Below are 22,591 nucleotides of genomic sequence, written 5' to 3'. Positions count from 1 at the left end.
CCGCCCGCGCCGCCCGCGCCGCCCGCGCCGCGTCCACCGCCCGCACCCACGCCGGTGCCACCCACGGGGCTCCGGTCCGCGAGGCGCGCCACGCCCCAGGCGGCGGCGACGGCGATGGTGTCGTTCGGCAGCACCGTCGCCGTCCCGTCCTTCGGCGCGAGCATCTGCTCGTAGCGCGGCAGCATCGCCGGATCGCGCAGCGCCCCGCAGGCGATCATCGCCCGGGTGCGCAGCGACTTGTCGGCCTGGCCCGTGGCGAAGTTGTAGAGCGCGGGCCCGGCGCTCTTGTTCTCCACGTAGGCCAGCACCTCGATCGCGATCTTCTGCTGCGCCTCTCGCTCGTCGGCGAGCGCGTCGAGCAGCGGCTTCACCGCCCGCGCCCCGATGCGCCCGAGCTCCGCCCGCGCCTCCGCCCGCCGCGCCCCGTCCGCGCTGCGCACCTTCTGCACCAGCGGGAACGTCATCGCCCCGTACAGCTCCACGAGGAGCCGCCGGTAGAGCGGCTTCTGCGGGTTGCCCACCGCCACGGGCAAAAGCTCCCGCTCCAGCACGTCGAGCGACCCTCGCCCGAGGTTCACCTGCATCGACATGCGCGCCGCGCGCGCCACCAACTCCTCGTCGGGGGAGGCCCGGATCACCCGCCGGAAAAGCCTGTCGGCCTCGTCCACCTGACCCGACGACAGGAGCAGCTCCGCCAGCTCGAAGTACACCGGGAAGAGCCGGTCGTTCCTGGCGATGGCCTGCCGGTACTCGGCGATGGCGCGGGGGATGTCCTGCCGGCGCCGGTACATGTCGCCGAGCTTCTGGTGGCCCGAGGCGTCCTCGGGCGACAGCTCCACCGCCTTCGCCGCGAAGCGGATGGCGTCGTCGTCGCGGTACAGCTCCGCCGCGTACTGCGCCATGCGCTGGTACAGCTCCCGGGCCCGCTTCGGGTTCACCTCCACGAGCTTCTCCAGCACCTCGATGGCCCCGAGCAGGTTCTGCTGCAGCACCAGCACCCGCTCCAGCGAGAGCCACGCCTCCTCGTCGCCGGGCGCCGCCTGCACCACCTTCCGCAGCGTCGCCTCCGCGTCGGGCAGCTTCCCGAGCTTGCGCTGCACCTCCGCGAGCAGCCTCCCCGCCTCCAGATCGGGCGGCGACCCGTTCAGCCGCGCCGTGAGCGGCGCGACCCGGCTGGGCAGCTCGTGCGTCAGCGCCCACAGGCTCACGATGTGCGCCCGCGCCTCGCGCGCCAGCATCCTGTCGCCGCTCGATCCCGCGCTCGCGAGCAGCTCCTCCCAGAGCGCCCGCGCCTCCACGTAGCGCGGCCCCGGCGTGCCCATGCTGCTCGCGGTCCGCTCGATGGCCACGGCCAGCGCCTTCTTGTAGCGGGTGTTCGCCGGTTCGAGCTGCGCCGCCTCGCGCAGCGACGCGAGCGCCTCGGCGACCAGATCGTGGTCGAGGTACACCTCCCCGAGTGTCGCCGCGGCCCGGGCCCGGTTCGGCACCATCCCCTTGATCCGCGCCCAGGTCTCCAGCGCCTTCTTCTTGTCGCCGGCCTGGAAGTACCGGTCTCCGAGATCGATGAGGTGGCTCGGGTCGCCCCCCGCCGCCCCCGCGAGCTTCTGCAGCACCCGGAGCGCCCGGTCCTTCTCCTCCACCCGCTCGTAGAAATCGGCCACGGCCGCGAGCAGCTCCGGCTCCGACGAGACCCGCGCCTCCAGCTCCGTGAGCAGCTTCAGCGCCTTCGGCCTGTCGCCGCGCTGGATGAGCGTCTCGCACAGCTCGAACACGAAGTCCGCGTTGCTCGGCGCCGCCTTGATGAGCAGCTCGTACTCCTTGATCGCCGCCTCCAGCTCACCGGCCGTCTGGAGCAGGTGCACCAGCCTGAGGCGCGTATCGATGTGCTTCGCGTCGATCCCGAGCGCCTTCCGGTAGATGGCCATCGCCCTGGCCACGTCCCCGGTTTCCTCGTAGAGCGCCCCCATCGTGGCGAGCCGCTGGAAGTCCTGCCCGGGCTCCGCTTCGAGCAGGGTGATCAGCTCGGCGAGCTTGCCCTCCGCGCGGAAGGCGTCGGTCATGATCAAGAGGATCTCGGCCCGCAGCCCGCTCGCCCCGCCGGAGACGGTGAGCGCGCGCTTCAGCACCTCCAGCGCCTCCAGCGTCTTCTTCTGCTTCGCGAGCGACTGCCCGAGGTCACGCAGCGCCGGCGCCAGCGCCCGGTTGTCGCCTGTCGCCGCCTTCACCAGGTCGCGGAACTCCGCCTCCGCGCGGTCGTGGTAGCCCCGCGCCGACAGCTCGCGCCCGAGCTCCGCCTTCACGAACAGGGATCCCTGCGCGCCCTTCACCAGCGCGTCGTGCTGCGCCTTCGCCGCCGCGAAGTCCTTCAGGTCCAGGCACAGCCCGAGCAGCGTGCGCCGGAGCTGCTCCACCTCGGCCGCGGCCTTCACGAGCGGCAGCGCCTTCTCGTAGCGCCCCCGCGCCGACGCCTTGTCCCCCCGGTCCGATTCGAGCTGCGCGAGCGCCAGGATCGGGGCCGGATCCTGCGGCTTCTCGGCGATGGCCGCCTCGTACGTCTTCACCGCGTCGTCGTACCGCCCGTCCTGCCGGTAGATCCCCGCGAGCGCCACCTTCGCCGCCCACGCCTCCGGCCCGGCCTGGGCCGCGCGCCGCTCGAAGTCCTCCACGAGCTTCTTCAGGTTCCCGTCCCGCTCGCGGTGGAGCTGCGCCAGCCGCTGCAGCGGGAACGGCGCCGACGGCTGGCTCAGCACGATGGCCGTGTACCGCGCCACGAGCGCGTCCTGCGACGGCGCCTTGCCGCCGGCCTCCTCGCCACCCGGCGAGGCGTCGGGCCGCTGCGGAGGCCCCGGGTTCGGTGTCGTGGGGCGCCCCGTCCCCGCGCCCGGCCGTGCCGTCCCGCTGCCCGGCTTCGGTGTCCCCGGCTTCGGCGGCTTCTTGCGCCCGCGCCCTGAAGGATCGAAATCCGCAGCTTCCGCGCGGGGCAACGCGAGTGCTGTCACGGCGGGAACCAGCAGGGTCAGGCAGCCGGCGAGGACGAAAGAGCGCACGCGCGTAGCGTAAACCCGCGGCACCTGCGGAGCTACCATGCAACGCAGCCTCCCGGGAAGCTCAGCTCAGGCTGGCTCCCGAGAGCGACGCGCTTTAAGTTCAAGGAAAGGCACGATCGCGTCTCCCCGGTGGACGCACGAGCCTTTCGTACCTCCCGGGTGCGCCTGTCGTTCGAGTCAGAGGAGTCACAAGGAGCACTGTACCCATGAGCGCACAACAATCCCTTCGGGAGCTATTTCGGGAGAAGAAGCAAGAAAGCGAGGACCCCCGCAGGGCTGCCGAACGGAAAGCTCGCCGGGAGGAGCGAATCAGAGCGATCACTGCTCTCTTCGATGAGATCGAGGCTTGGCTCAAGCCCTCCAGGGATGAAGGGAGCATCAAGCTCGAGCGTGAACCCTGCGAGCTTCACGATGATGTCATGGGGTCCTACCAGAGTGAGCGGCTGCGGCTCGAAGTGGGAACGTGGAAGATCGACTTCACGCCCGTTGGCCAGGATGTAGCAGGTGCTTCCGCGCGGTGGAGGTGGTCTCTGGTCCCAAGGAGATGACGATGATTCACCTGCCAAATCAGGGCTGGAAGCTCCTGCTGCGAGGTTACAGCACGACGACCGTGCGCCTGACGGAGGCTTCTTTTGCGGAGGCCATGCAGGAACTCCTCAAAGGATGAGGCTTCCTCGCGAGGTGCTCGTGCGGTTCTCAGGGGGGGAGGGTACGGTGCGTCCCTCCTCCGCGGCTGCCATCATGCGGTGGCACGACGATGTATTCCTCGCGTTGGCCAGCATGGAACGGACCATCGGCGAAGCGATTTCAGCACGTGGCGATGTCCCAGAGGCGTTCATCGGCATGACGCAAGACGAAGTTAAGTCGCACTTCGATGGCGCGCATGACGAGCTGGAACTGGTCACCTGCTTGCAACGGATGGCCGCAGCCGAAGCGGTACTTCAGCTCGATTTCCGCGCCCGCGCCGCGGAGGAGTCGGAACAGGATGATCCGCTCAACGCCGACGCTCAGGTGCTCTTCAGAGCTAAGCAGGAGAAAAAGAAGCGCACGGAGCTGGAAGAATTGCTCACGCTCTGGGAGACACATGAACCAAGGGGGCGTCTGGCCATCGAGGCCTTCCGGGGAACGCTTCACCTTCGTCACTGGCTCGCGCATGGCGGCTACTGGAAGCCCAGGCTTGCCCGAGCGAAGTACGATGCAAGGCTCATCTTTGAAATCTCTTCCGCTCTGTTCGAGACACTGCCGCGGGTGAAAGGCTGGCCCGATGGACAGTTCTACGAGTTCGGACGAGACACGGCTTCGGTCTAACGAAAAATGGCGATGACGCCCTCGGAGCTTCGCAGGAATCGGGCAGGGAGGGGGAGTCCGGCCGTGCGGCACACCGGGAACCAGCGCGCTGCGCTGGCCTTGCGGGCGCCAACCCTGGCCTTGCGGGCATGGATTCCGCTACACTGCTCGCGCTGCCGGCGTGAACCTGGACGCGTCGTCGTGGTGGAGCACGGATGACCATCGCACCCGGGATGATCGTGGGGGGAAAATACCGGCTGACGCAGCCGGTATCCCGGGGAGGCATGGGGTCGGTGTGGGCCGCCGAGCACCTCCAGCTCGGGTCGGCTGTGGCGCTGAAGTTCATGGACCCCGCCTACGCGTCCTCGCCCGCCTTCCGGGCGCGGTTCGAGCGCGAGGCCCGGGTCGCCGCCAGCCTGAAGACCCCGCACGTCGTCCACGTCTCGGACTACGGCATCGACGCCGCCGGACCCTTCATCGCCATGGAGCTGCTCCAGGGCCATGACCTCCAGACCCGCATCGAGAAGCACCGGCGCCTCTCCCTGAACGAGGCGAGCGTGTTGCTCGTGCAGCTCGGCAAGGCCCTGCGCCGCGCCCACGAAGCGGGCCTCATCCACCGCGACCTCAAGCCCCGCAACATCTTCCTCGCCCGCGTCGACGACGAGGAGGTCCTCAAGGTGCTCGACTTCGGCATCGCCAAGGACACCATGGGCCGCGCCGTCGCCGAGTCGACGAGCACCGGCGAGCTGATGGGCTCCCCCCACTACATGAGCCCCGAGCAGCTCCGCGCCGACCGCGACCTCGACGCGCGCAGCGATCTCTGGTCCGTGGGCGTCATCCTCTACCGCTGCCTCACCGGCCGGCTCCCGTTCCCCGGCGACGTCCTCGGCACCGTGATGGCCCGCGTCCTCGTCGACCCGATCACCCCGGCCACCCAGATCGCCCCCGATCTTCCCCCCGGGATCGACCCCTTCTTCGCGCGTGCCCTCGCGCGCGACCGCGACCAGCGCTTCCAGACCATCCGCGACCTCGTCGACGCCTTCGGGCAGGTCGGGGGCAACGCCGGGTTCAGCGCCACCGCGTCCGGCGCGACCATGAGCCCCTTCTCGCTCTCCGGCGGCTCGGGCCTCTACACCGCGCAGGCGCTCGGCATCCCCTCCAGCGCCAGCGCGCCCGGCGCGCCCGGCGCGCCTGCCATCCCCGACAGCGGCGCCCGCCGCCCTCCCTCGTCCTTCGGCTCCGCGCCGCAGGGCGCCGCGGGCCCTGGCGCGGCTCCGCAGGGCGCCGCAGCTCACGGCGTGGCTCCGCCTTCCTCCGCCCCGCCCGGGGCGATGTTCCGCGGCGGAGCGTCGGACTTCGGCGCGCCGCCCCGCTCCTCGTTTCCCAGCATGCCTCCGCCGCCTCCTGGAGCGACGCCGTTCCCCGCGCACGTCGACCTCTCCGCGCCGATCCCCTCCGGCACGCCGGTGGGCACGTTGACCTCGGTGGGCATGTCCGGAGGCTTCGAGGCGCTTCCCGACCGCTCCCGCCTGCGCAAGCGGGTCTTCCTCGCCGGTGGCGTGCTGGCGCTGCTCACCGTGGTGATCGCCATCGTCGCCGTGTCGAGCCTCTCCTCGTCCGAGGAGCCAGCGCCCACCTCGGCGGCGCAGACCACGCCTTCCACCCCGGCGACGGCCTCGGCCGCGGCGCCCGCAGGACCCGAAGCGCCGCCGCTCCCGCCGCCTCCGCCGGCCGAGTCCCCGAGCGCCATGCCCTCGGCCGATCCCTCGGCGGACGAGGCAGCGAAGGCGGCAGCAGAAGATGGCGAGCGGGCCTCACCGAAGACCGCAAAGACGGGCAAGTCTTCCGGATCCACCTCGTCGAGCACCGGTCAGAAGTCGCCCCCGGCCGCTGCGAAGCCGGGCCCGACGAAACCGCCGGTGAAGCCGAACTGGGGATTCTGAAGCACCGAGCCTCCCAGGTCTGCGCTTGAGCCGGGGCGGTGCACCGGGGCTTGTACCGATCTCCCCATGAATTCCCGGCATGTCCGAGGGGAGCCCCTCCGCGTGAGGCTCACCTCTGGCTGGGCCCACCCGGATGGAATCTCCTGTGACAGCGCCGCGCTCAGCTTGAGCCGCGCGGTCGAGCTGGCGAACGTGAAGTCCCTTCACGTGGACACGAACGGCCTCTCCGTCGACACGGATTTCCCGGCGCGAACATGGGGGCATTTTTCGTGGACACGGAGGCGCTTCCCATGGACACGAACGGCCTCTCTGAGGACACGAATTTCCGAGCGCGGACATGGAGGAACTCCCCGTGGACACGGAGGCGCTTCCCGTGGACACGAACGGCCTCTCTGAGGACACGAATTTCCGAGCGCGGACACGGAGGAACTCCCCGTGGACACGGAGGCGCTTCCCGTGGACACGAACGGCCTCTCTGAGGACACGAATTTCCGAGCGCGGACATGGAGGAGCTTCCCGTGGACACGAAGATCCTTCACGCGGGCATGAACACTCTTCGTGTGCACGCGAAGGATCGTCGCGTGGACAGCCAGGACCTTCACGTGGACACGAGTTGCCGAGGCGTGGACAGAAAAGATCTTGGCGTGGACGCGAAGGAGCTTCGCGTGGACACGAAGATCTCCCCCGCGGACGCAAACGATCTTCGTGTCGACGTGAACGACCCTTCGTGTCGACGTGAACGATCCTGGTGTCCACGGCAGGAAAATTCATGCACACGGCACGTGAGTCCACGTTCACTGAATTGTTTCTGTTCTTACGGTAAAAACAAGGCGGATGAGGGCGGTGGCGATCGTGTAGGACTGCACGCTTTCACCGTGGCGTAACCTTTGCTCGCCATGGATGTGGGGGGAGGGTTGGTCATGTCGGTGGTGATTGCGTTCATCGAAGCGCTGGAGCACGTGGAGGAGACGGGAGACGTCGAGCCCATGGCGCGGCTGTTCGCGCCCGAGGCGGAGCTGTGCAACCTGGCGGTGCCGAACGTGGAGCGTGGAACGGACGGCGCGCGCCGCTTCTGGGCCACGCACCTCGGGACCTTCAGGCATGTCCGCTCCGAGTTCTGCTGTGTGGTGGAGGGGGAGCGGGTCTCGGCGCTGGAGTGGACCAGCCGGGGCAGGAGCCTCGAAGGCGTCGAGGTCACCTGCAAGGGCGTGAGCTTGCTCGAGCACGCGGGCGGCAAGATTCGCCGGCTCACCACCTACGTCGACGCACCACCGCCCGCCACGGTGCGCAAGGCGGCGTAGACACGCCGCGCAGGTCCGGGGTGGGAGGCTGACGCGACGAGGTGCGCCTGACGCATGGCGGCCGTCCTCCCGCTGTCAACGACGTCCACCCCGGGTTGACACATGGGCGCCAGAGGATGGCGCAACGTCACGCCAGCCATCGCGCTCCACCTCGATCAACGCCGCGTTGTCACCCGGCGAGGCGCCGCGAAGGCAAAACCCCGAGAATCCGCCCACGAAGGCGCTGGCCTCGCCTGTGCACAAGGCGCTCCTCCGGCGAGCAGAGACGCTCGTCGTAGCCGTGCGTCGTGCGGATCCGAGGGCCCCTCTCGCCCCGGGTTCCACGCCCTCAAGGAGATGGTGCCATGCGTTTTCCTGACTTCCTCATGCGTCTTCTGCCCGCCTGCGCGGGCCTCCTGGTCTCGCTCCCGGCGGCCGCCCAGTCCTGGGTCCAGAGCTCCCTGAACGTCCCGCGGCTGAACCAGAGCGCCGCCCTCCTCCCGGGTGGCGATGTGCTCCTCGTGGGCGGGGACTTCGACTATGGGACCGGGAAGGCGGTGGAGCGTTACAGCGCCGCCACGGGGACCTGGTCCATCGTCGGCGATACGCTCCAGGACCACGTCTCCAGCACGCACGCGTTCTCGCTCCCCGGGGGGCAGGTGCTCGTGGGATCCATGGAGGCTCCTTTCGAGATCTACGATCCCGTGAGCGAGACCTCGATCTCGCTCAGCCCTGCCGGGCAGTTCTTCAGCGACACGGCGACCACCCGGCTCTCCGACGGGGACCTGCTCTTCGTGGGAGGAGGCATGAGCACCTTCGACTGGGGGGACACCCAGCGCTTCGACGTCGCCACGAACACGCTGCAGGTCGTCGCGTTCCTCTCCACCCCGCGCCGCTCGCACACGGCGACGCTCCTCGTGGACGGGCGGGTGCTCGTGGTGGGCGGCCTTCATTCCCTCTCCGAGGTGGGCCCGACGGAGGTCCTCGCCAGCGTCGAGATCTACGACCCCGTGGCCGACACCTGGAGCGCGGGGGCGCCGCTCCCGGGGGCGCGCGTCAACCACCGGGCCTCGCGCCTGCCCGATGGGCGGGTGCTGGTCACGGGAGGCCAGGATGCGACGCTCGCCCTCCTGGACTCCACGGTCCTCTACGATCCCGCGACCGACACCTGGAGCGCGGGGCCCACGCTGCCCAGCGCCCGGGCGTACCACGAGGTGGTCTCGCTCCCGAGCGGGCGGGTGGTGCTCGTGGGCGGCGACGGCGCCCTGACGAGCGCGCTGGCGTACGACCCGGCGACCCACGCCTTCGTCGCGCTCCCCTCGCTCTCGGGGGAGCGGATCTTCCACGACGTGACGTACATCCCCGGCGAGGGCGTGCTGGTCACGGGCGGCGACTCCGAGATCGCGGAGCTGTACCCGCTCGGCGCGACCGGGGAAGGGGAGGCCTGCGTGATCACGGACGAGTGCGCGAGCGGCACTTGCGAGGAGGGCCTCTGCACCGACGACAGCGGCCCGGTGGGAGCCGGTGGGGCGGGCCCTGGCGCGACGTCGACCAGCGTCTCGACGGGGGTCGGCGCCGGAGGGGCCGGAGGCGGGGGGCCCGGCGGTCCTGGCGGCGGGTGCTCGCTGGACTTCCTCGACTTCAGCGGATCGCCCGGCGGGGCGGCCATGCTGCTCATGGCGCCTGGTCTCTTCGCCTTCCGGCGCAGGAGGTCCGTGTCCGGCGGACGTGCGAAGCGCTGATCGCACCCTGTCCATGCCTGGATGACGGAGGGCGGCTGTCGGCTGTCAACTCCGTCAACGCCAGGTTGTCATCCAGGGGCGCTCGGAGGGCGAAAGCTCCGCGGATCTTCCCCTGCTGATGCTGGCTCCATCCCTGCACTGCGCGCGGCGGCGGCGGCGGCGGCGGCGAGCACGAACGCTCGTCGCTGTCGCGCAGCCATGTCGCACCGAGGGCACGTCACGCCCCGGACCTCACCTGCAAGGAGATCGTGCCATGCGTTTCCCTTCCCTTCTCTCGTGGGCGCTGCCTGCCTGTGCGGGCCTGCTGATCTCGCTCCCGGCGGCCGCCCAGTCGTGGGTGCAGAGCTCGATGCCCTCCCTGCGCCCCGGCCACGGCGCGGCGGTGCTCCCAGACGGAGATGTCCTCGTCGCGGGCGGGTACACCTTCGACGACTTCGATGCCGCCCAGAGGGTGGATCGCTACGACGCGGCGACCGGGACCTGGTCCTACGTCGGCGACGCCCTGGAGGGCCACTACGTCGACGTGCATGCGTTCCCGCTCCCTGACGGGCGGGTGCTCGTGGGGTCGATGGAGACCAACCTGGAGATCTACGATCCGGTGACGAACACCTCGACCCCCACGGGGGCCTTCTTCTTCTTCTCCGATTCGGGCGTCACCCAGCTCCCCGACGGCGATCCGTTCTTCGTGGGCGGCGGGATGGACTTCGCCGACTGGGGCGGAGCCGTCCGCTTCGACGTGGCCACGAACGCGGTGCAGGGGCTCCCCGAGCTCGGCACGCCCCGCCGCAGGCTCACCGCCACGGGCCTCGCGGACGGCAGGGTGCTCACGGCAGGCGGCTTCCGCTCGGGGGACGAGGTGGATCCGGGCGGGACCCTCGCCACGGTCGAGATCTACGATCCCGTGGCCAACGCCTGGACCGCGGGGGCACCCATGCTGCAGCCGCGCCACGAGCATCGGGCCGCGCTCCTGCAGGATGGCCGGGTCTTCGTCACGGGGGGCTCCGCCGACTACGCGAGCCTCGCCTCGACGGAGTTCTACGATCCAGCGACCGGCACCTGGAGCGCGGGACCCACGCTGCCCGGCAGCTTCCAGAACCACACCATGACCGTGCTCCCGAGCGGGAGGGTGATCCTCGTCGGCGGCACGAGCGCGGTGCTCTACGATCCGGAGGCCGACGCGTTCACCGCGCTCCCTTCGCTCACCGTGGCCCGCGCGGGCCACAACGCGACGTACCTGCCTGACAGGGGCCTGATGATCACCGGAGGCTACACCACGGTCGCGGAGCTGTACCCGCTCGGGGTGACCGGCGAGGGCGAGGCCTGCGTGATCACCGAGGAGTGCGCGAGCGGCGCCTGCGAGGAGGGGCTGTGCGTCGACGACGAGGGCTCGACGGGAGCCGGCGCGGGCGGGCCCGGTGGTCCTGGCGGTCCTGGCGGCGGGTGCTCGCTGCCGTTCTTCGACTTCAGTGGCTCGCCCGGTGGCGCGGCGATGCTGCTCGTGGCACCTGGGCTCTTCGCCTTCCGGCGCAGGCGCTCCGCGTCATCGCGATCGTTGGCGCGCAGGCTGAGCGCATACACCGTCCCGATCAGGGAGTCGCCTTCCTCGACGCCGTGAAGGCGAAGAAGAAGCTCTCTGGCTTCGGTCGCCCGCGCGAGCGCCTGCGTGGCCGACTGCTGCTCCAGGAGCTGCCGGGAGAGTGTCGCCAGCGCGTAGGCGCGCAGCGGCACCTCGGCAGGAGTCTCGGCGACGACCTGCTTCGCGAGCGTCGTCGCTGCGTCGACCTCGCCACGGGTGGCTCTCAGCATCGCGAGGTAGATCAAAGCGGCCCCAGCGACGCGGCGGTTGCCCATGCGGGCGCAGTCGGCGTGCGCTGCACCGAGCAGGGCGATACCCTCGTCGGGCTTTCCGAGCTGCGCCAGCGCGAATCCGAGGTTGACCGTCACGCCCGCGGCAAAGTCGAGGTTCATCGGCTCGGCCACGTCCAGGGCCTCGCGCAGCACGGTCGCCGAGATCGTGTTCGAGCGCGCGGTGGAGGAGGTCAGCGAGGGGCTCGGGGACATGCGGGGCCGCGCTGCGCAAGGGGCGCGCTGGCTCGCTGAGGATCTTCGCGAGCATGACCTGCAGGGGGTCGCGCCTGTCTCCACGCGGATAAGCGCCAGAGAGCCTCTCGTAAAAGAGGACGCCGAGCGCCCAGACAGCGCTGCGGTGATCGACCCCGGTGGATGATCCCTTGCGAATGAGCGGTGATCAGCGCGCTCATGAGCGGGAGCAGGATCTCTACCGCCTCCTCGACGCTGAAGCGCCCGCGGCGGGCCAGCAGGTCGCTCAGCGTTTCGCCTCGGAGCAGCTCCTGGACAATGTAGAACGTCCCGTCCGCGTGCGGTCACATCTCCAGGACGGCGACCACGTTGGGATGCTGGACGCTCGCGGTCAGCTCCGCCTCTCGTCGGAAGCGGCGGATGGCCTCGCCTTCGTTCACCAGCGCAGGTCGCAGCAGTTTGATGGCCACGTGCCGCTGAATGAACTCGTCCTTCGCTTCGTAAACCAGGCTCATGCCGCCCCTCGCGATGAAGCGGAGAAGCACGAACTTGTGGCCGAGCAGCATCCCCGGTCGGTACGGATCAGCCTCGTCCGTGCTCGACTGCGGGGCGTCGGTCGAGGGTTTCACCGACGCATTGAATCACCGTCTCCGCGAGAAGTCGACGGCCTGCCCTGCGGCGCGGCGTAGCGGACGTGACGCCGAGCGGGCTAGGATGGCGCACGGCCACCGCGGCCGGGCGAGGATGCAGGCAGGTCAACTCATCACCCCGAAGATCCGGCTGCTGCGTCACCTGGGGAAGGGGGCGATGGGGGAGGTCTGGGCGGCGGATCACCTCGCCCTCGGCGCGCCGGTGGCCGTGAAGTTCATGGCGTCGACGCCGCACCAGGGCGACGCGGAGTGGCTTGCGCGCTTCCAGCGGGAGGCGCAGTCGGCGGCGCAGATCCGGAGCCCGCACGTGGCCCAGGTCTTCGATTACGGGACGACCGAGGAGGGGACGCCGTTCATCGTCATGGAGCTGCTGGAAGGGGAGACGCTCAAGGCGTGCTTCCGGCGGCGCGGGGTCTTGCCGTTCGGCGAGGTGGTGCACCTGGTCCGGCAGGTGAGCCGGGCACTCGGCGCGGCGCAGAAGGCGGGCGTTGTGCACCGGGACATCAAGCCCGACAACCTGTTCCTCGTGGACATCGACGGCGAGCCCTTCGTGAAGGTGCTCGACTTCGGGATCGCCAAGCAGACGCAGGGGGAGGCGCTCGACAAGACGCCGTCGTTCCTGATGCTCGGCACGCCGCTCTACATGGGGCCCGAGCAGCTCTTCAGCGCGAAGCACGTGGATCACCGCGCGGATCTGTGGTCGCTCGCGGTGGTGGTGTACCAGGCCCTGACCGGCAAGTATCCCTTCCCGGCGGACTCGCTGCCGGAGCTGGTGAAGGCCGTGCACGTGGGCAAGTTCGCCCTGCCGAGCGCGCACCGGCCGGAGCTTCCGGCCGAGGTGGATGCGTGGATGGCGCGGGCGATGCACGAGGAGCTGGAGGCGCGCTTCGCAACGGCGAAGGAGATGTTCGAGGCGCTGGAGAAGGCAGCGGAGAAGGCGGCGGAGAAGGCAGCGAGGCGAGGGTCGAGTGCGCCGCCGCCGGGCGTCGGGGGGCCGGGGTGGGGGGCCGCGGGGGCGTCGCGAGACGAGATGGTCGAGACCGAGGCGGCGCCGGCGCGGAGGGGGGCGCAGGTGCCGCCAGCACGGCCGAGCGAGCCTGCGGCGCTGGCCCACCGGGGAGGCGAGGCCAGGGCGCAGGTGCCGCCAGCACGGCCGAGCGAGCCTGCGGCGCTGGCCCACCGGGGAGGCGAGGCTGGGGCGCCGGTGGTGAGAGGGGGTGAGCCTGCGGCGCCCGCGGCGCGACGTGATCGCGTCTCCTCGGGGTCGATGCGGTATCTCCAGGTGCGCTCGGGCCGCATCCTGGTGATGCGGGGGGAGATCGCGGAGGCGGGGACGGACGTGATCGTCAGCCCCACGGACTCGGGCCTCTCCAGCATGTCGGGGCCCGTTGCCCGCGCGATCCGCCGGGCCGCGGGGAGGGATCTGCACGATCACCTCACGCGGCACGGGGGCTGCCCGCCCGGAGCGGCGGTGGTCACGTCGGCGTGCAACATCCCGGCGCCCACGCGGTTCATCTTCCACGCGGTGGGGCCCACCTACGATCCGCTGCGGCAGATCGCGTCTGCTGGTCTGCTGCGGAGGACCCATGACACGTGCTTGCAGCTCGCGGAGGAGCACGGGGCGAAGAGCATCGCGTTCCCGGCGCTGAGCGTGGGCTACGACGCGTATCCGTACGAGAAGCTGGCGCCCGTCGCGATCGGGGCGGCGGTGGATCACCTGAACCGCTCGGCAGGAACGGTGAAGGTGGTGAGCTTCGTGCTGCTCACGCACGCTATTTACCAGGCGTTCGCGTCGGCCCTCGCCGTGCGCGCGAAGGGGTGACGCTCTGCGCGCGGTGCGGTGGCGGGTGCGGTGGCGGGTGCGGTGGCGGGTGCGGTGACGGGGTCAGGGTGCGGGAGCAGGGGGAGGGAACGGGATCAGGGAGAAGAGGCGACCACCAGGGTGGCGGTGGCGAAGTCGATGAGGTCGGGATCGTCGGGGCTCTCCAGGGTGAGGCGCACGGTGTCCGAGGCGCCGGGGGTGGCGTCGGCAGGGATGTCGAGCTCCACGGTGAGGGTCTCGGTCTCGCCAGGGCCGAGGGCGAGTGGGGCGTGGGAGATGGGGACGACGAAGCCGCGGTCGTCGGTGATGACGGGGCGGAGGGTTGCGCGCGCGGCGGTGTTCTCGACGGTGAAGGTCACGGTGGCGCGGCTGCCGGGGGCGAGCGTCTGCGAGGGGGCCGTGGAGAGGCGCAAGGGCTGGGGGTGAATGCGCCTGGGGAGGACGCGGCGGAAAGGCTCGCCGCTCACCAGGGTGCCGCGGGCGTGGACGACGAAGGGGGTGGAGGGGGCGTGGAAGGCGCCGAAGATCTCGCCAGGGGCGCCGTCCGGGGTGAGGGTCAGGGTCTGGAGGAGCGCGCCGGCTTCGGTGCGCAGCTCGAGGTGGGCGGAGGCGACGCCGCCGGAGATGCGGGCGGCGGCGGTGAGGTCGGCGGCGCGCACGGGGAGGCCCTGGCGGGCGAAGTAGCCGTGGTGGCCAGGGCGACCGGCGACGTCGACGATGTCGAAGTGGTCGAAAGCCACGGGGCTCGTGCCGCGGACGTGGAAGCGGTGCGCACCGGAGGGGGCGATGGACGCGGTCCAGAGGCCGGGCTCGGGGTCGCGCACGGTGATCAGGATGCCCGTCGAGAGCGCGACGCGCTGCACGGAGGGATCGCGCTCGGAGAGGGGTGAGCCGTCGGGGCGGGTGAGGCGAAGGGAGGGGCTGCCGCTCACGGTGAAGGTGACGCGGGAGAGCGTGGTGTCGACGGGGACGGGGATGGTCTTCTTGCCGCCGAGGGTGTCGGTCAGGGCGACGAGGTCCACGGTGTCCGGCTGAAGGGTGGCGTCGAGGAGAGAGGCGAGGCGCGGCAGGTCGCGGTCGGTGAGGTGGAAGAGGTGGCCTCCGGTCGCGGCGGTGAGGTGGGCGTAGGCGGCAGGGAGGGCGGTGGAGGGGAGGGCGGTGGAGGGGAGGGCGGTGATGAGCGCGGCGTGGATCTTCCAGGCCTTGCTCTGGGCGAGGGCGCTGACGTGGGCAGCGAGGTCCTCGTCCGGAGTGCCGGCGTGGGCCGTGAGGCCTTCGGGAGCGCCGGTGTCGATGCGGGCGATGAGGAAGAGGTCGACGGCGGTGTCGGGGAGGTCGAGGGCCCGGAGGGCGCCGGCCATGGCGCGGCCCGGGGCTGCGGTGATGCTGGAGGTGGTGCCGGTCCGGAGGGCGCTCGGGGGGGGGCCGGGGCGGAGGGCATCGGGCGTCGCGGCCGAGCGGAGGGCGTCGCGCGCGTGGAGGGTGTCGAGCGCGTCGAGCGCGCCGAGGAAGGCGGCGGGATCGGTGGTCTCGGTGGCCGGGCCCGCGCCGTGGTCGTCGAAGGGGACGAGGAGGTAGCGGAGGGGTTCCTGGTCGGTGCCGCGTCGCTCCTCGACGAGGCGGTGGAGCTGGCCACGGACGCTGGCGAGGGCACTCGCCATGGGCGCGGTGGTGTCGAGGGCGACGGCGACGGTGGTGCCGATGCCGAGCAGGAGGTTGAACTGGGCAGGGGTGAGTTCGGCCTGGAGGTCGAGGACGAACTGGCGGGTGGCTTCGAGGGCGTCATCGGCCGCCTCGGCGTGGAGGACGTGGTGGGGCGAGAGGGACTGGGAGAAGCTGTCCTTGTTGATGCCACCCTTGGGGCCCGCGCCGGTGTCGAAGGGGCCGCCGTGGCGGCACTTGGTGGCGATCTGCGGGTCCTCGTTGCCGCTGCCGTAGTAGCCGCTGGTGAGCAGGGTGGTGACGAGGTTGTCGCTGCAGTCGTAGAAGAGGCTGCCGTTGGCGAGCAGGACGGGCGTGCAGGGTTCGCAGGTGGGGGTGCCGGGCGCAGCGGCGGCGGGGAGCGCCTCGCCGGGGCGCCAGAGGGCAGGGGTGGCGCCGCTGTGGCCTGCCTCGACCCAGTTGGCGTGGGCGTAGAAGTCCTGGATGGCGTGGAGTGCCTGGCCGAGCTGGCGCCGGGCGCCCTGCGCGTCGTTCGCCTGCAAGGAGGCGCGGGTGCCCTGGAGGAGGGTGATGAGCCGCTGCTTGCCGGAGGCGAAGGTCTCGGCGTCGAAGTGCAGCATGCCCTGGGCCTGGTCGTCGTCGACGTCGGCGTTGGCTTGCCAGATCTCCTTGATGGCCTGGCGCATGGAGGTGGTCTGCTGCGAGGTGCCGAGGAGGTCCTCGCAGATGTCCTCCAGGGCCTCCTCGGTGAGGTCCTGGTGGGTCATCCCCGTGGCGCCGAGGACGCAGCGGAGGCCCTTGGTGGGGCAAAAAGCGTCGGCCGCGTGGACGGGGAACCAGAGCGCGGTGAGCGCGAGGAGCGTGGAGGTGGCGAGGCGGGTGAGGCGGTGGCGTCGCGCGGGGCGAGGGGGGCTCATGGTTCCATCCATGGGCAATGCGCGGGCCGAGGCGCAAGGTGCGCGAAAGCGTTCCGCGCGAAGAGGTGCTCGCCACACCCGGGCCTACCCCCGATGTCGTGCGTGTCCGCCGCGCGGGGGGCGTCAACCCTCGACGACGAAGGACTTGCCGACCATGCCCGAGCCGGCGGTGGAGGCGCCGCCGCGGGGGCCGACGCGCACCGTGAGCAGCGCCTGGCCGGGGCGCTTGCCGCGGACGCGGAGGACCAGGGTGAGGGAGGGCTGCTGGGGGGGCGCTTCGCCCTCGGGGAGCTTGGCCGGGATCTCGAAGCCGGCTTCCAGGGAGACGGCGGGAAGCTCGGCGCGGGCGATGTTGCCGCGCGTGACGAAGCCAGAAGCGGGGCCGCTCTCGAGCGCGATGTCCTCGACGAGCACCCGCGCTTCGGTGATGGCCTGACCGCCGATCTCGACCCAGAGGCCGCTGACAGGGCCGCCGCGGTTGCTCACCTGCACGAGGAGGGTGCTCTGCTCGTCGAGGCCAGTGCGCCAGGTGGTGGTGGCGTCGGCGATGACCGCGAGGGCCGGGGTGCCCTCCACGCGCGGTGCGGGGGGAGGGGTGGGGGGCGCCGACGAGCGCCTGAAGTCGGGCATCGGGAGATCTTGCGAGGCGAACCTGTGGCCCTGGCGGGTCCAGCGTTCGAGGCGCCAGTTGTGGGGTCTCCCGTAGTTGCGCTCGGTGCGCGCGAGGAGGTGGATGGAGCCGTCGTCGCTGGAGCCGCAGTCGATGAGGTAACCCGGTTCTTTGTCGAAGCGGCGCGCGCTGAGGGCAGGGAGGGTGAGGACGTGGAGCTGCTCGTCGTCGAGGGCCTGGCTGACGAGGGCGGTCTCCTCGTTCCAGGCGAGGCCAGGGCCGTCCGAGCCCCAGGAGAGGTCGTCGCCGAACTGGTGGCGGTGCGCGCGGACCGCGCCGCTCGCGTCGACGAAGACGAACTCGGTGTGGCGGTAGTTGGCCACCAGGGTGATCAGGGCCCCCTCGGGGACGGGGAGGACGAAGACCTGGAACTGGGTGCGCTCGACGGGGACGCGCACGGTGAGCTTCACGGCGAGGGTGCGGGGGTCGAGCACGGCGACGAGGCCGCTGTAGGTGGAGCTGACGGCGACGCCGAAGCGGTTGGCGAAGAGCTGCACGGTGCCGCTCCACCAGGGGCCCCACTGCCCCCGGCCTTGCACGTTGAGCGCGTGAGGATCGAAGGGAGGCTCGCCGCTGTCGTCGTCGTCGTCGCCGTTGTCGCTGTTCCTCGCGGCGTGCTCGGGCCAGCCGCGGCCCTCCCGGAACAGGGCGCTCGACCATTCGAGCCGGCGGGCATTCTTGAAGTGCAGGGGGGCTCCGAGGAGGATGCGGTTGTCTTCGAGCCGGGCGGGGCAGAGGACGATGCGGCGGACCTCGCCCTGGATCTCGTCGACGGTGAGGGCCACCATGGGGCCTCCGGGGGCTGCGGCGATGCCGAGGATGCCGTCTGGTGCGCAGGGCGTGAGGGCGCCGCCGCCCTCGGCGTCGGTCCAGAGGGCAGGGGGCTCGCCGTGACGCTGCACGAGCGCGCGGCGGCCATCGTCGTCGAGCATCACGAACGAGAGGAGATCGGGTGGGTCCTGATCGCGGCGGAGGCCATCGGTGGGGAAGCGGAAGATGCTCTCCACGGATCCCTCGCACCGGGCGACCCCCCAGCCGGTCGCAATGACGAACGCCCCACCCTTCGCCCAGATCGCCATGAAGGCGCTGTTCTAGTCAGCATCCAAGCCACAATGCTAGCTCCTTCACATATCGCCGCACTGCTGCGACTGCCGCACGGCGTCGTCGATCCGCAGGGAGCGCCCACGCGCTGACGGGCGAACGGAAGGGCGCCCCTTTCCGTGTCCCGGCCGACCGGAGTGCGGGCGCGTTTCCCAGGCGTCGGTATTCTGGCCGCCGTGGATCCGTCTCCTTCTCAGCGAGCGCCTCGCGCGTCGCGCGCGTCTCAACCCTTTCGCGCCGCGCTGCACCGCCTTCTCCGTCTTCGGCCGGACAATTTCACCCTGGCGCTGCTCGGGACCGTGGCGCTGGCCACCCTGCTCCCCTGCCGCGGGAAGGTGGCGGAGGGGTTCGGGCTGCTCACGGACGCCGCCATCGTGCTCCTGTTCTTCCTGCACGGGGCGAAGCTGTCGCGGGAGGCGATCGTCGCGGGGCTGGGGCACTTCCGCTTGCACCTCGTGGTGCTCGCGTCGACGTTCGGGCTCTTTCCGGCGCTGGGGCTGCTGACCCAGCTCTTGCCCTCGGGGGTGCTCGGCCCGGAGCTTGCGCGGGGGTTCCTGTTCCTGTGCCTGCTGCCCTCCACGGTGCAGTCGTCGATCGCGTTCACGTCCATGGCGGGGGGGAACGTGCCGGCGGCGGTGTGCAGCGCGTCGCTCTCGAACGTGCTCGGCATCTTCCTCACGCCGGTGCTGACCGGCGCGCTGCTGGGGGCGCACGGAGAAGGGGGCTCGCTCCACGCGGTCACGTCCATCGTGCTCAAGCTGCTCCTGCCGTTCGGGGCGGGGCACCTGGCGCGGCCCCTGGTGGGCGCTTTCGTGGATCGCCACAAGAAGGTGCTCACGCTCGTCGATCGGGGGTCGATCCTGCTCGTGGTGTACACGGCCTTCAGCGAGGCGGTGGTGGAGGGTCTGTGGGGGAGGCTGTCGGGCAGCGATCTGGCCCTGGTGCTGGTGCTGTCGGGCGCGCTGCTCGCGGTGGCGCTCGGGGTCACCACGTGGGGGGCGCGCGCGCTGCGGTTCTTGCGGGAGGACGAGATCGCGATCGTGTTCTGCGGCTCGAAGAAGAGCCTCGCCTCGGGGGTGCCCATGGCCGGGGTGCTGTTCCCGGCGGCGAGCGTGGGGGTGATGATCGTGCCCCTGATGCTGTTCCACCAGATCCAGCTCATGGTCTGCGCGGTGCTGGCCCGGCGCTACGCGGAGAAGGTGGCGAGCGAAGATGTGGCTCGGTAGCATGCGGGCCGAGGGGGTGGGTTCGAGGCCTTCAGGTGTCCGACATCACGACCGATCTGGTCCGGCAGGCGACCGCGGGAGACCGGCGCGCAGTGCGCGCGCTGGTGGAGGCGTTGACGCCAGTCATCCAGGCACGGGTCGCGCGGGTGCTGCTGCGCGCGGGGGGCGCCGCCCGGGGGCGCGAGGTGCGGCAGGAGGTGGGGGACCTGGTGCAGCAGGTCTTCGAGAGGCTCTTCGCGGACAGGGGGGCGACGCTGCTGCAGTGGGATCCGGCGCGGGGCATGTCGCTGCTGAACTTCGTGGGCCTCTTAGCGGAACGTGAGGCAGTGACGGTGCTGCGGAGCCGCCGGAAGAGCCCGTTCACGGAGGATCCCATGGAGCGGGAGGACCTGGAGCGGGGCGCGGGGAGCGGGGACCGTGAAGGGGAGATCGAGCGGCTCGTCGCGTCGCGCGAGGCGCTGTCGTGCCTGGTGCGGGCGATGAAGGCGCGGCTCAGCGCGCAGGGGCTCCGGATGTTCACCTGGTTGCTCGTGGAGGAGAGATCGGTGGAGGAGGTGTGTGCCGTCGAGGGGATGTCCGCCGACGCGGTGTACGCCTGGAGGAGCCGCCTCACCCGTCTGGCCCGCGAGATCGGGGCAGAGATCACGTCAGACACGGCCACAGTTCCGCGTAAGCCAGGGGAGAAGGCCCGTGAAGGATGACGATCTGCTCCGGGCGCTCGGGCGCGCGGCCCGCGAGGATGACCTCCTCGCGGATCCTCGGTGGGATGCGCTCGCCGCAGGGGAGCTGTCCGAGCGCGAGGTGGAGGCGCTCAAGGCACTCTCGCGGGGTGATCCGGAGGCGCTCGGGGCGTTCGAGGCCTTCGAGCCCGTCGCGGCGGAAGTGCGGGAGGCGGCGGCGGCGCGCGCGCGCGCCATGCTCCAGGAGCGCCCGGTGGGCTCGGTGGGCTCGGTGGGCGCGGAGGACGCAGGAGGCGCGAGGGGCGCGAGAGGTACGAGGGGCGCGAGAGGTGCGGAGGTCGTGAGGTTGCCGGGGAGGCGCAAGCTGCTCGCTTCGGTGCTGGCTGGCGCTGCGGCCATGGCGGCGGCGGCGGTGGTCTGGGTGATGGCGGGGTCGGGCGCGCGGGATGGCTTGCCGGTGTACGCGCTGGCGGTCCTCGGGGGTGAGCAGACCGAGCGCCATGGCGGGCCTCCGGAGGCTGAGGGGCCGCCGCGGATCGGGCCGGGGTCGAGGCTCGAGATCGTCCTGAGGCCGGTGACGCCGGCGCAGGTGCCGGTGGCCGTGCGAGGGTTCCTCGTGTCAGGGGGGGACGTCGCGGCGGGTGGGGGGCGCCCGTGGGAGCCGCCGGTGGAGATCTCGGCGGAAGGGTCGGTGCGCATCGCGGGCTCGCGGGAAGCGCTCTTTCCAGGGGTGGCGCCTGGCGAGATCACGCTGGTCCTCGCGGTGGGGCGTCCGGAAGCGTTGCCCGCGGACGCGGCCAGGGCGGTGGCGATGTCTGGCGCGGCGGCGCCGTCGGAGAGCGCGGCGGCGCCGTCGGAGAGCGCGGCGGTGCAGGTCTTCCGCGCGCGGGTGACGCTGGTCTCGGGAGGCCAGTGAGGGCAGCGCGGAAGGGGCCCGCCGCAGTCGCGGTCGTGGCGGCGCTCGTGGGGCTCGTGGCGGGATTCGCTTCGTTCCGGAGGCCGGTTGTGCCCGGCCCGGGCGAGGGGAGGTCGCCTGTGTCGGACATGCCGCCGCAGCTCACGGTGGAGGTGTCGGGGTGCGCGGCGGTCCGGGCCGGGCCGGTGTGCGAGGCGGGTGAAGGGGACGCGCTGCGGGTATGGATTCGGGCTCCGGAGCAGGCGACGATCGGCCTGGCGTTCGATGGACAGCCGGTGGCGCTTCCGGCCGGTGTGCCGGTGCAAGGGGGCGCGCGGTTCTCGGTAGGGGTGCCCGCGAAGGCGCGCGCGCTGCAGGTGACGGCCGCGGTGGGAGGGGCGGTGGCGTCGTTCGAGCACGCGCTCGGGCGTCGCGAGGTGCCCGCGGCGCTCGACGAGGCGGAGGCGCTGCGGCGCGAGGGGAAGCTCGACGAGGCGGAGGCACGCCTCGGGAGGGTGGTGGACGACGCGCAGCCCGGCGTGCAGGCCGAGGTCAGGGGCAAGCGCGCACGGATCGCGCGGAGCCGCGGTCGGACCGAGGAAGCGGTGGCGCTGTTTCGCGAGGCAGTGCGGCTCGACCGCGAGGCTGGTCGGGTCTCCGACGAGCTGAAGGATCGCTTCGCGATGGCGTACACCCTGCTCTACCAGGGGCGGCGCTTCGGAGAGGCGCGCGCGGTGCTGGAGGGGCTCGATGGGCTCACGGTCCTCGACGCCGACGGCCACGCGATGGTCGCGTACTACCAGGGGCTCGTGGCCTACGAGACCGGCGACCTGCGCGCAGCCCTGCGGCTGTTCAGAGGGTCGGCCGAGCATGCGTCGAGGCTCGGCCTGGAGGCGCACCGGGTGGACGTGATGCAGCCCTGGGCGACGGCGCTGTCGCTGCTGGGGAGGCACGCCGAGGCGGCCGCGCTGCTGGGCGAGGCAGAGGCGGCGCTTGGGCAGGAGGCGAGCCCGTGCCGGAGGGCGCACCTGGCCAACGATCGGGGGTGGGTGGCGTTGCGCGCCGAGGGGGCAGGGGTGACGGGTGAGGCGCCGATCCCGCATTTCGAGAGGGCGCTCGCCCTCTACCAGGGGGGATGCGCCGAGGCTGCGGACGTGGCGAACGTTCTCACGAACCTCGCCCTCGCGGAGGTGACGCGCGGCGACCTCGCAGCGGCCAGCCGCGCGGTCACGCGGGCGCGAGAGGTCGAGCCGCAGGCCGATGCGCGGATCCAGGTGTGGTGGCTGCTCGTCGAGGCGCGCGTGGCGCTCGGGAGCGGTCGCGCTGCGGCAGCGCTCGAGACCTGGGAGCGGGTCGCGCGTCTCGCGGAGGGCGCGGTCCTGCGCGCGGCTGGCATGGAGGCGGCGCTCGGTCGCGCAGAGGCGCTGGAGGCGCTTGGCCGCGATGCGGAGGCGAGGGCGGCTTACCTGGATGCCGAGGCGCGCCTCGACGAGGTGAGCTTGCTCGTGCCGCTCGGAGAGGGGCGCGAGACGTTCCTGTCAGGGCACGCGCGGGGGGCCCGGCTGCTCGTGGATTTCTTGCTCCGGCAGGTGGACGGGGCGCCCGAGGTGGTGGTGGAGGGGGCGGGCC

General features: G+C 71.5%; 16 protein-coding genes. 12 read left to right on the top strand and 4 right to left on the bottom strand.

Translation table 11 applies throughout. From position 1 onward, the window contains the following. A partial coding sequence (locus tag CAP_RS41795; RefSeq protein WP_044251804.1) for a tetratricopeptide repeat protein occupies positions 1-3,047 on the bottom strand: 3,047 nt, incomplete at its 3' end. Positions 3,048-3,253: 206 nt separating this feature from the next. Between CAP_RS41795 and CAP_RS51660 the strand changes: the two genes are divergently transcribed. The 7 genes from CAP_RS51660 (at position 3,254) to CAP_RS53075 (ending at position 11,399) form a co-directional block, all read left to right on the top strand. Continuing rightward, positions 3,254-3,595 carry a hypothetical protein gene (locus CAP_RS51660; protein ID WP_156041637.1) on the top strand — a complete coding sequence of 114 codons (342 nt, stop codon included), beginning with the start codon at positions 3,254-3,256 and terminating at the stop codon, positions 3,593-3,595. Between the two features lie 193 nt (positions 3,596-3,788). Beyond that, positions 3,789-4,355 (top strand): hypothetical protein, encoded by a 567-nt coding sequence (locus CAP_RS41790; protein WP_156041636.1) that lies wholly within the window; start codon positions 3,789-3,791, stop codon positions 4,353-4,355. Between the two features lie 194 nt (positions 4,356-4,549). Next, positions 4,550-6,277 carry a serine/threonine-protein kinase gene (locus tag CAP_RS46785; protein ID WP_052376873.1) on the top strand — a complete coding sequence of 576 codons (1,728 nt, stop codon included), beginning with the start codon at positions 4,550-4,552 and terminating at the stop codon, positions 6,275-6,277. Between the two features lie 920 nt (positions 6,278-7,197). Then, the gene (locus CAP_RS41780; protein WP_044251798.1) at positions 7,198-7,578 is read left to right on the top strand and encodes a nuclear transport factor 2 family protein; all 381 of its coding nucleotides are present in this window, start codon (positions 7,198-7,200) and stop codon (positions 7,576-7,578) included. Positions 7,579-7,922: 344 nt separating this feature from the next. Beyond that, positions 7,923-9,299, top strand: coding sequence for a Kelch repeat-containing protein (locus tag CAP_RS46780; protein WP_052376872.1), 1,377 nt, complete (start codon positions 7,923-7,925; stop codon positions 9,297-9,299). A gap of 253 nt (positions 9,300-9,552) precedes the next feature. After that, complete coding sequence (locus CAP_RS41770) at positions 9,553-10,914, top strand: Kelch repeat-containing protein (protein ID WP_044251795.1); 1,362 nt, start codon at positions 9,553-9,555, stop codon at positions 10,912-10,914. After that, on the top strand, positions 10,911-11,399 hold the full coding sequence (locus CAP_RS53075; RefSeq protein ID WP_197041582.1) for a hypothetical protein: 489 nt from the start codon (positions 10,911-10,913) through the stop codon (positions 11,397-11,399). The genes CAP_RS41770 and CAP_RS53075 overlap by 4 nt, the downstream gene beginning before the upstream one ends. Positions 11,400-11,683: 284 nt before the next feature. Here the strand turns inward: CAP_RS53075 and CAP_RS41760 are convergent, their stop codons facing one another. Then, positions 11,684-11,968: a protein kinase family protein gene (locus CAP_RS41760; protein WP_197041581.1), complete on the bottom strand. Its 285-nt coding sequence runs from the start codon at positions 11,966-11,968 to the stop codon at positions 11,684-11,686. Between the two features lie 85 nt (positions 11,969-12,053). Here CAP_RS41760 and CAP_RS46775 point away from each other — a divergent pair, with 85 nt between their 5' ends. Beyond that, positions 12,054-13,811, top strand: a complete 1,758-nt coding sequence (locus CAP_RS46775; protein ID WP_052376871.1) for a serine/threonine-protein kinase — start codon at positions 12,054-12,056, stop codon at positions 13,809-13,811. Between the two features lie 95 nt (positions 13,812-13,906). On the opposite strand, the gene CAP_RS41750 is transcribed toward CAP_RS46775, so the two are convergent. Both CAP_RS41750 and CAP_RS41745 read right to left on the bottom strand, forming a co-directional pair. Beyond that, positions 13,907-16,390 (bottom strand): COG1361 family protein, encoded by a 2,484-nt coding sequence (locus CAP_RS41750; RefSeq protein WP_044251788.1) that lies wholly within the window; start codon positions 16,388-16,390, stop codon positions 13,907-13,909. A gap of 123 nt (positions 16,391-16,513) precedes the next feature. Continuing rightward, the gene (locus tag CAP_RS41745; RefSeq protein ID WP_044251786.1) at positions 16,514-18,139 is read right to left on the bottom strand and encodes a hypothetical protein; all 1,626 of its coding nucleotides are present in this window, start codon (positions 18,137-18,139) and stop codon (positions 16,514-16,516) included. Between the two features lie 264 nt (positions 18,140-18,403). Between CAP_RS41745 and CAP_RS41740 the strand changes: the two genes are divergently transcribed. The 4 genes from CAP_RS41740 to CAP_RS41725 all read left to right on the top strand — a co-directional run. Further along, positions 18,404-19,387 carry a bile acid:sodium symporter family protein gene (locus CAP_RS41740; RefSeq protein WP_044251807.1) on the top strand — a complete coding sequence of 328 codons (984 nt, stop codon included), beginning with the start codon at positions 18,404-18,406 and terminating at the stop codon, positions 19,385-19,387. A gap of 35 nt (positions 19,388-19,422) precedes the next feature. Further along, the gene (locus CAP_RS41735) at positions 19,423-20,088 is read left to right on the top strand and encodes an RNA polymerase sigma factor (protein WP_044251783.1); all 666 of its coding nucleotides are present in this window, start codon (positions 19,423-19,425) and stop codon (positions 20,086-20,088) included. After that, positions 20,078-20,983, top strand: a complete 906-nt coding sequence (locus CAP_RS41730) for a hypothetical protein (protein WP_044251780.1) — start codon at positions 20,078-20,080, stop codon at positions 20,981-20,983. Before CAP_RS41735 ends, CAP_RS41730 begins: the two co-directional genes overlap by 11 nt. Positions 20,984-21,111: 128 nt before the next feature. Beyond that, on the top strand, positions 21,112-22,591 hold a 1,480-nt coding region (locus CAP_RS41725), incomplete at its 3' end, for a tetratricopeptide repeat protein (RefSeq protein ID WP_044251778.1).

The organism is Chondromyces apiculatus DSM 436, assembly GCF_000601485.1.
GTDB classification, from domain to species: domain Bacteria; phylum Myxococcota_A; class Polyangia; order Polyangiales; family Polyangiaceae; genus Chondromyces; species Chondromyces apiculatus.
The sequence above is the reverse complement of the archived record's forward strand: the minus strand, read 5'-3'. Positions and strand labels throughout refer to the sequence as shown.

Excerpts from the sequence above, each read along its gene's own strand:
- CAP_RS41745 (WP_044251786.1), bottom strand. The coding sequence starts at position 18,139 with ATGGCGATCTGGGCGAAGGGTGGGGCGTTCGTCATTGCGACCGGCTGG.
- CAP_RS51660 (WP_156041637.1), top strand. The coding sequence starts at position 3,254 with ATGAGCGCACAACAATCCCTTCGGGAGCTATTTCGGGAGAAGAAGCAA.
- CAP_RS41780 (WP_044251798.1), top strand. The coding sequence starts at position 7,198 with ATGTCGGTGGTGATTGCGTTCATCGAAGCGCTGGAGCACGTGGAGGAG.
- CAP_RS41750 (WP_044251788.1), bottom strand. The coding sequence starts at position 16,390 with ATGAGCCCCCCTCGCCCCGCGCGACGCCACCGCCTCACCCGCCTCGCC.
- CAP_RS46775 (WP_052376871.1), top strand. The coding sequence starts at position 12,054 with ATGGCGCACGGCCACCGCGGCCGGGCGAGGATGCAGGCAGGTCAACTC.
- CAP_RS41790 (WP_156041636.1), top strand. The coding sequence starts at position 3,789 with ATGCGGTGGCACGACGATGTATTCCTCGCGTTGGCCAGCATGGAACGG.
- CAP_RS46780 (WP_052376872.1), top strand. The coding sequence starts at position 7,923 with ATGCGTTTTCCTGACTTCCTCATGCGTCTTCTGCCCGCCTGCGCGGGC.
- CAP_RS41770 (WP_044251795.1), top strand. The coding sequence starts at position 9,553 with ATGCGTTTCCCTTCCCTTCTCTCGTGGGCGCTGCCTGCCTGTGCGGGC.
- CAP_RS46785 (WP_052376873.1), top strand. The coding sequence starts at position 4,550 with ATGACCATCGCACCCGGGATGATCGTGGGGGGAAAATACCGGCTGACG.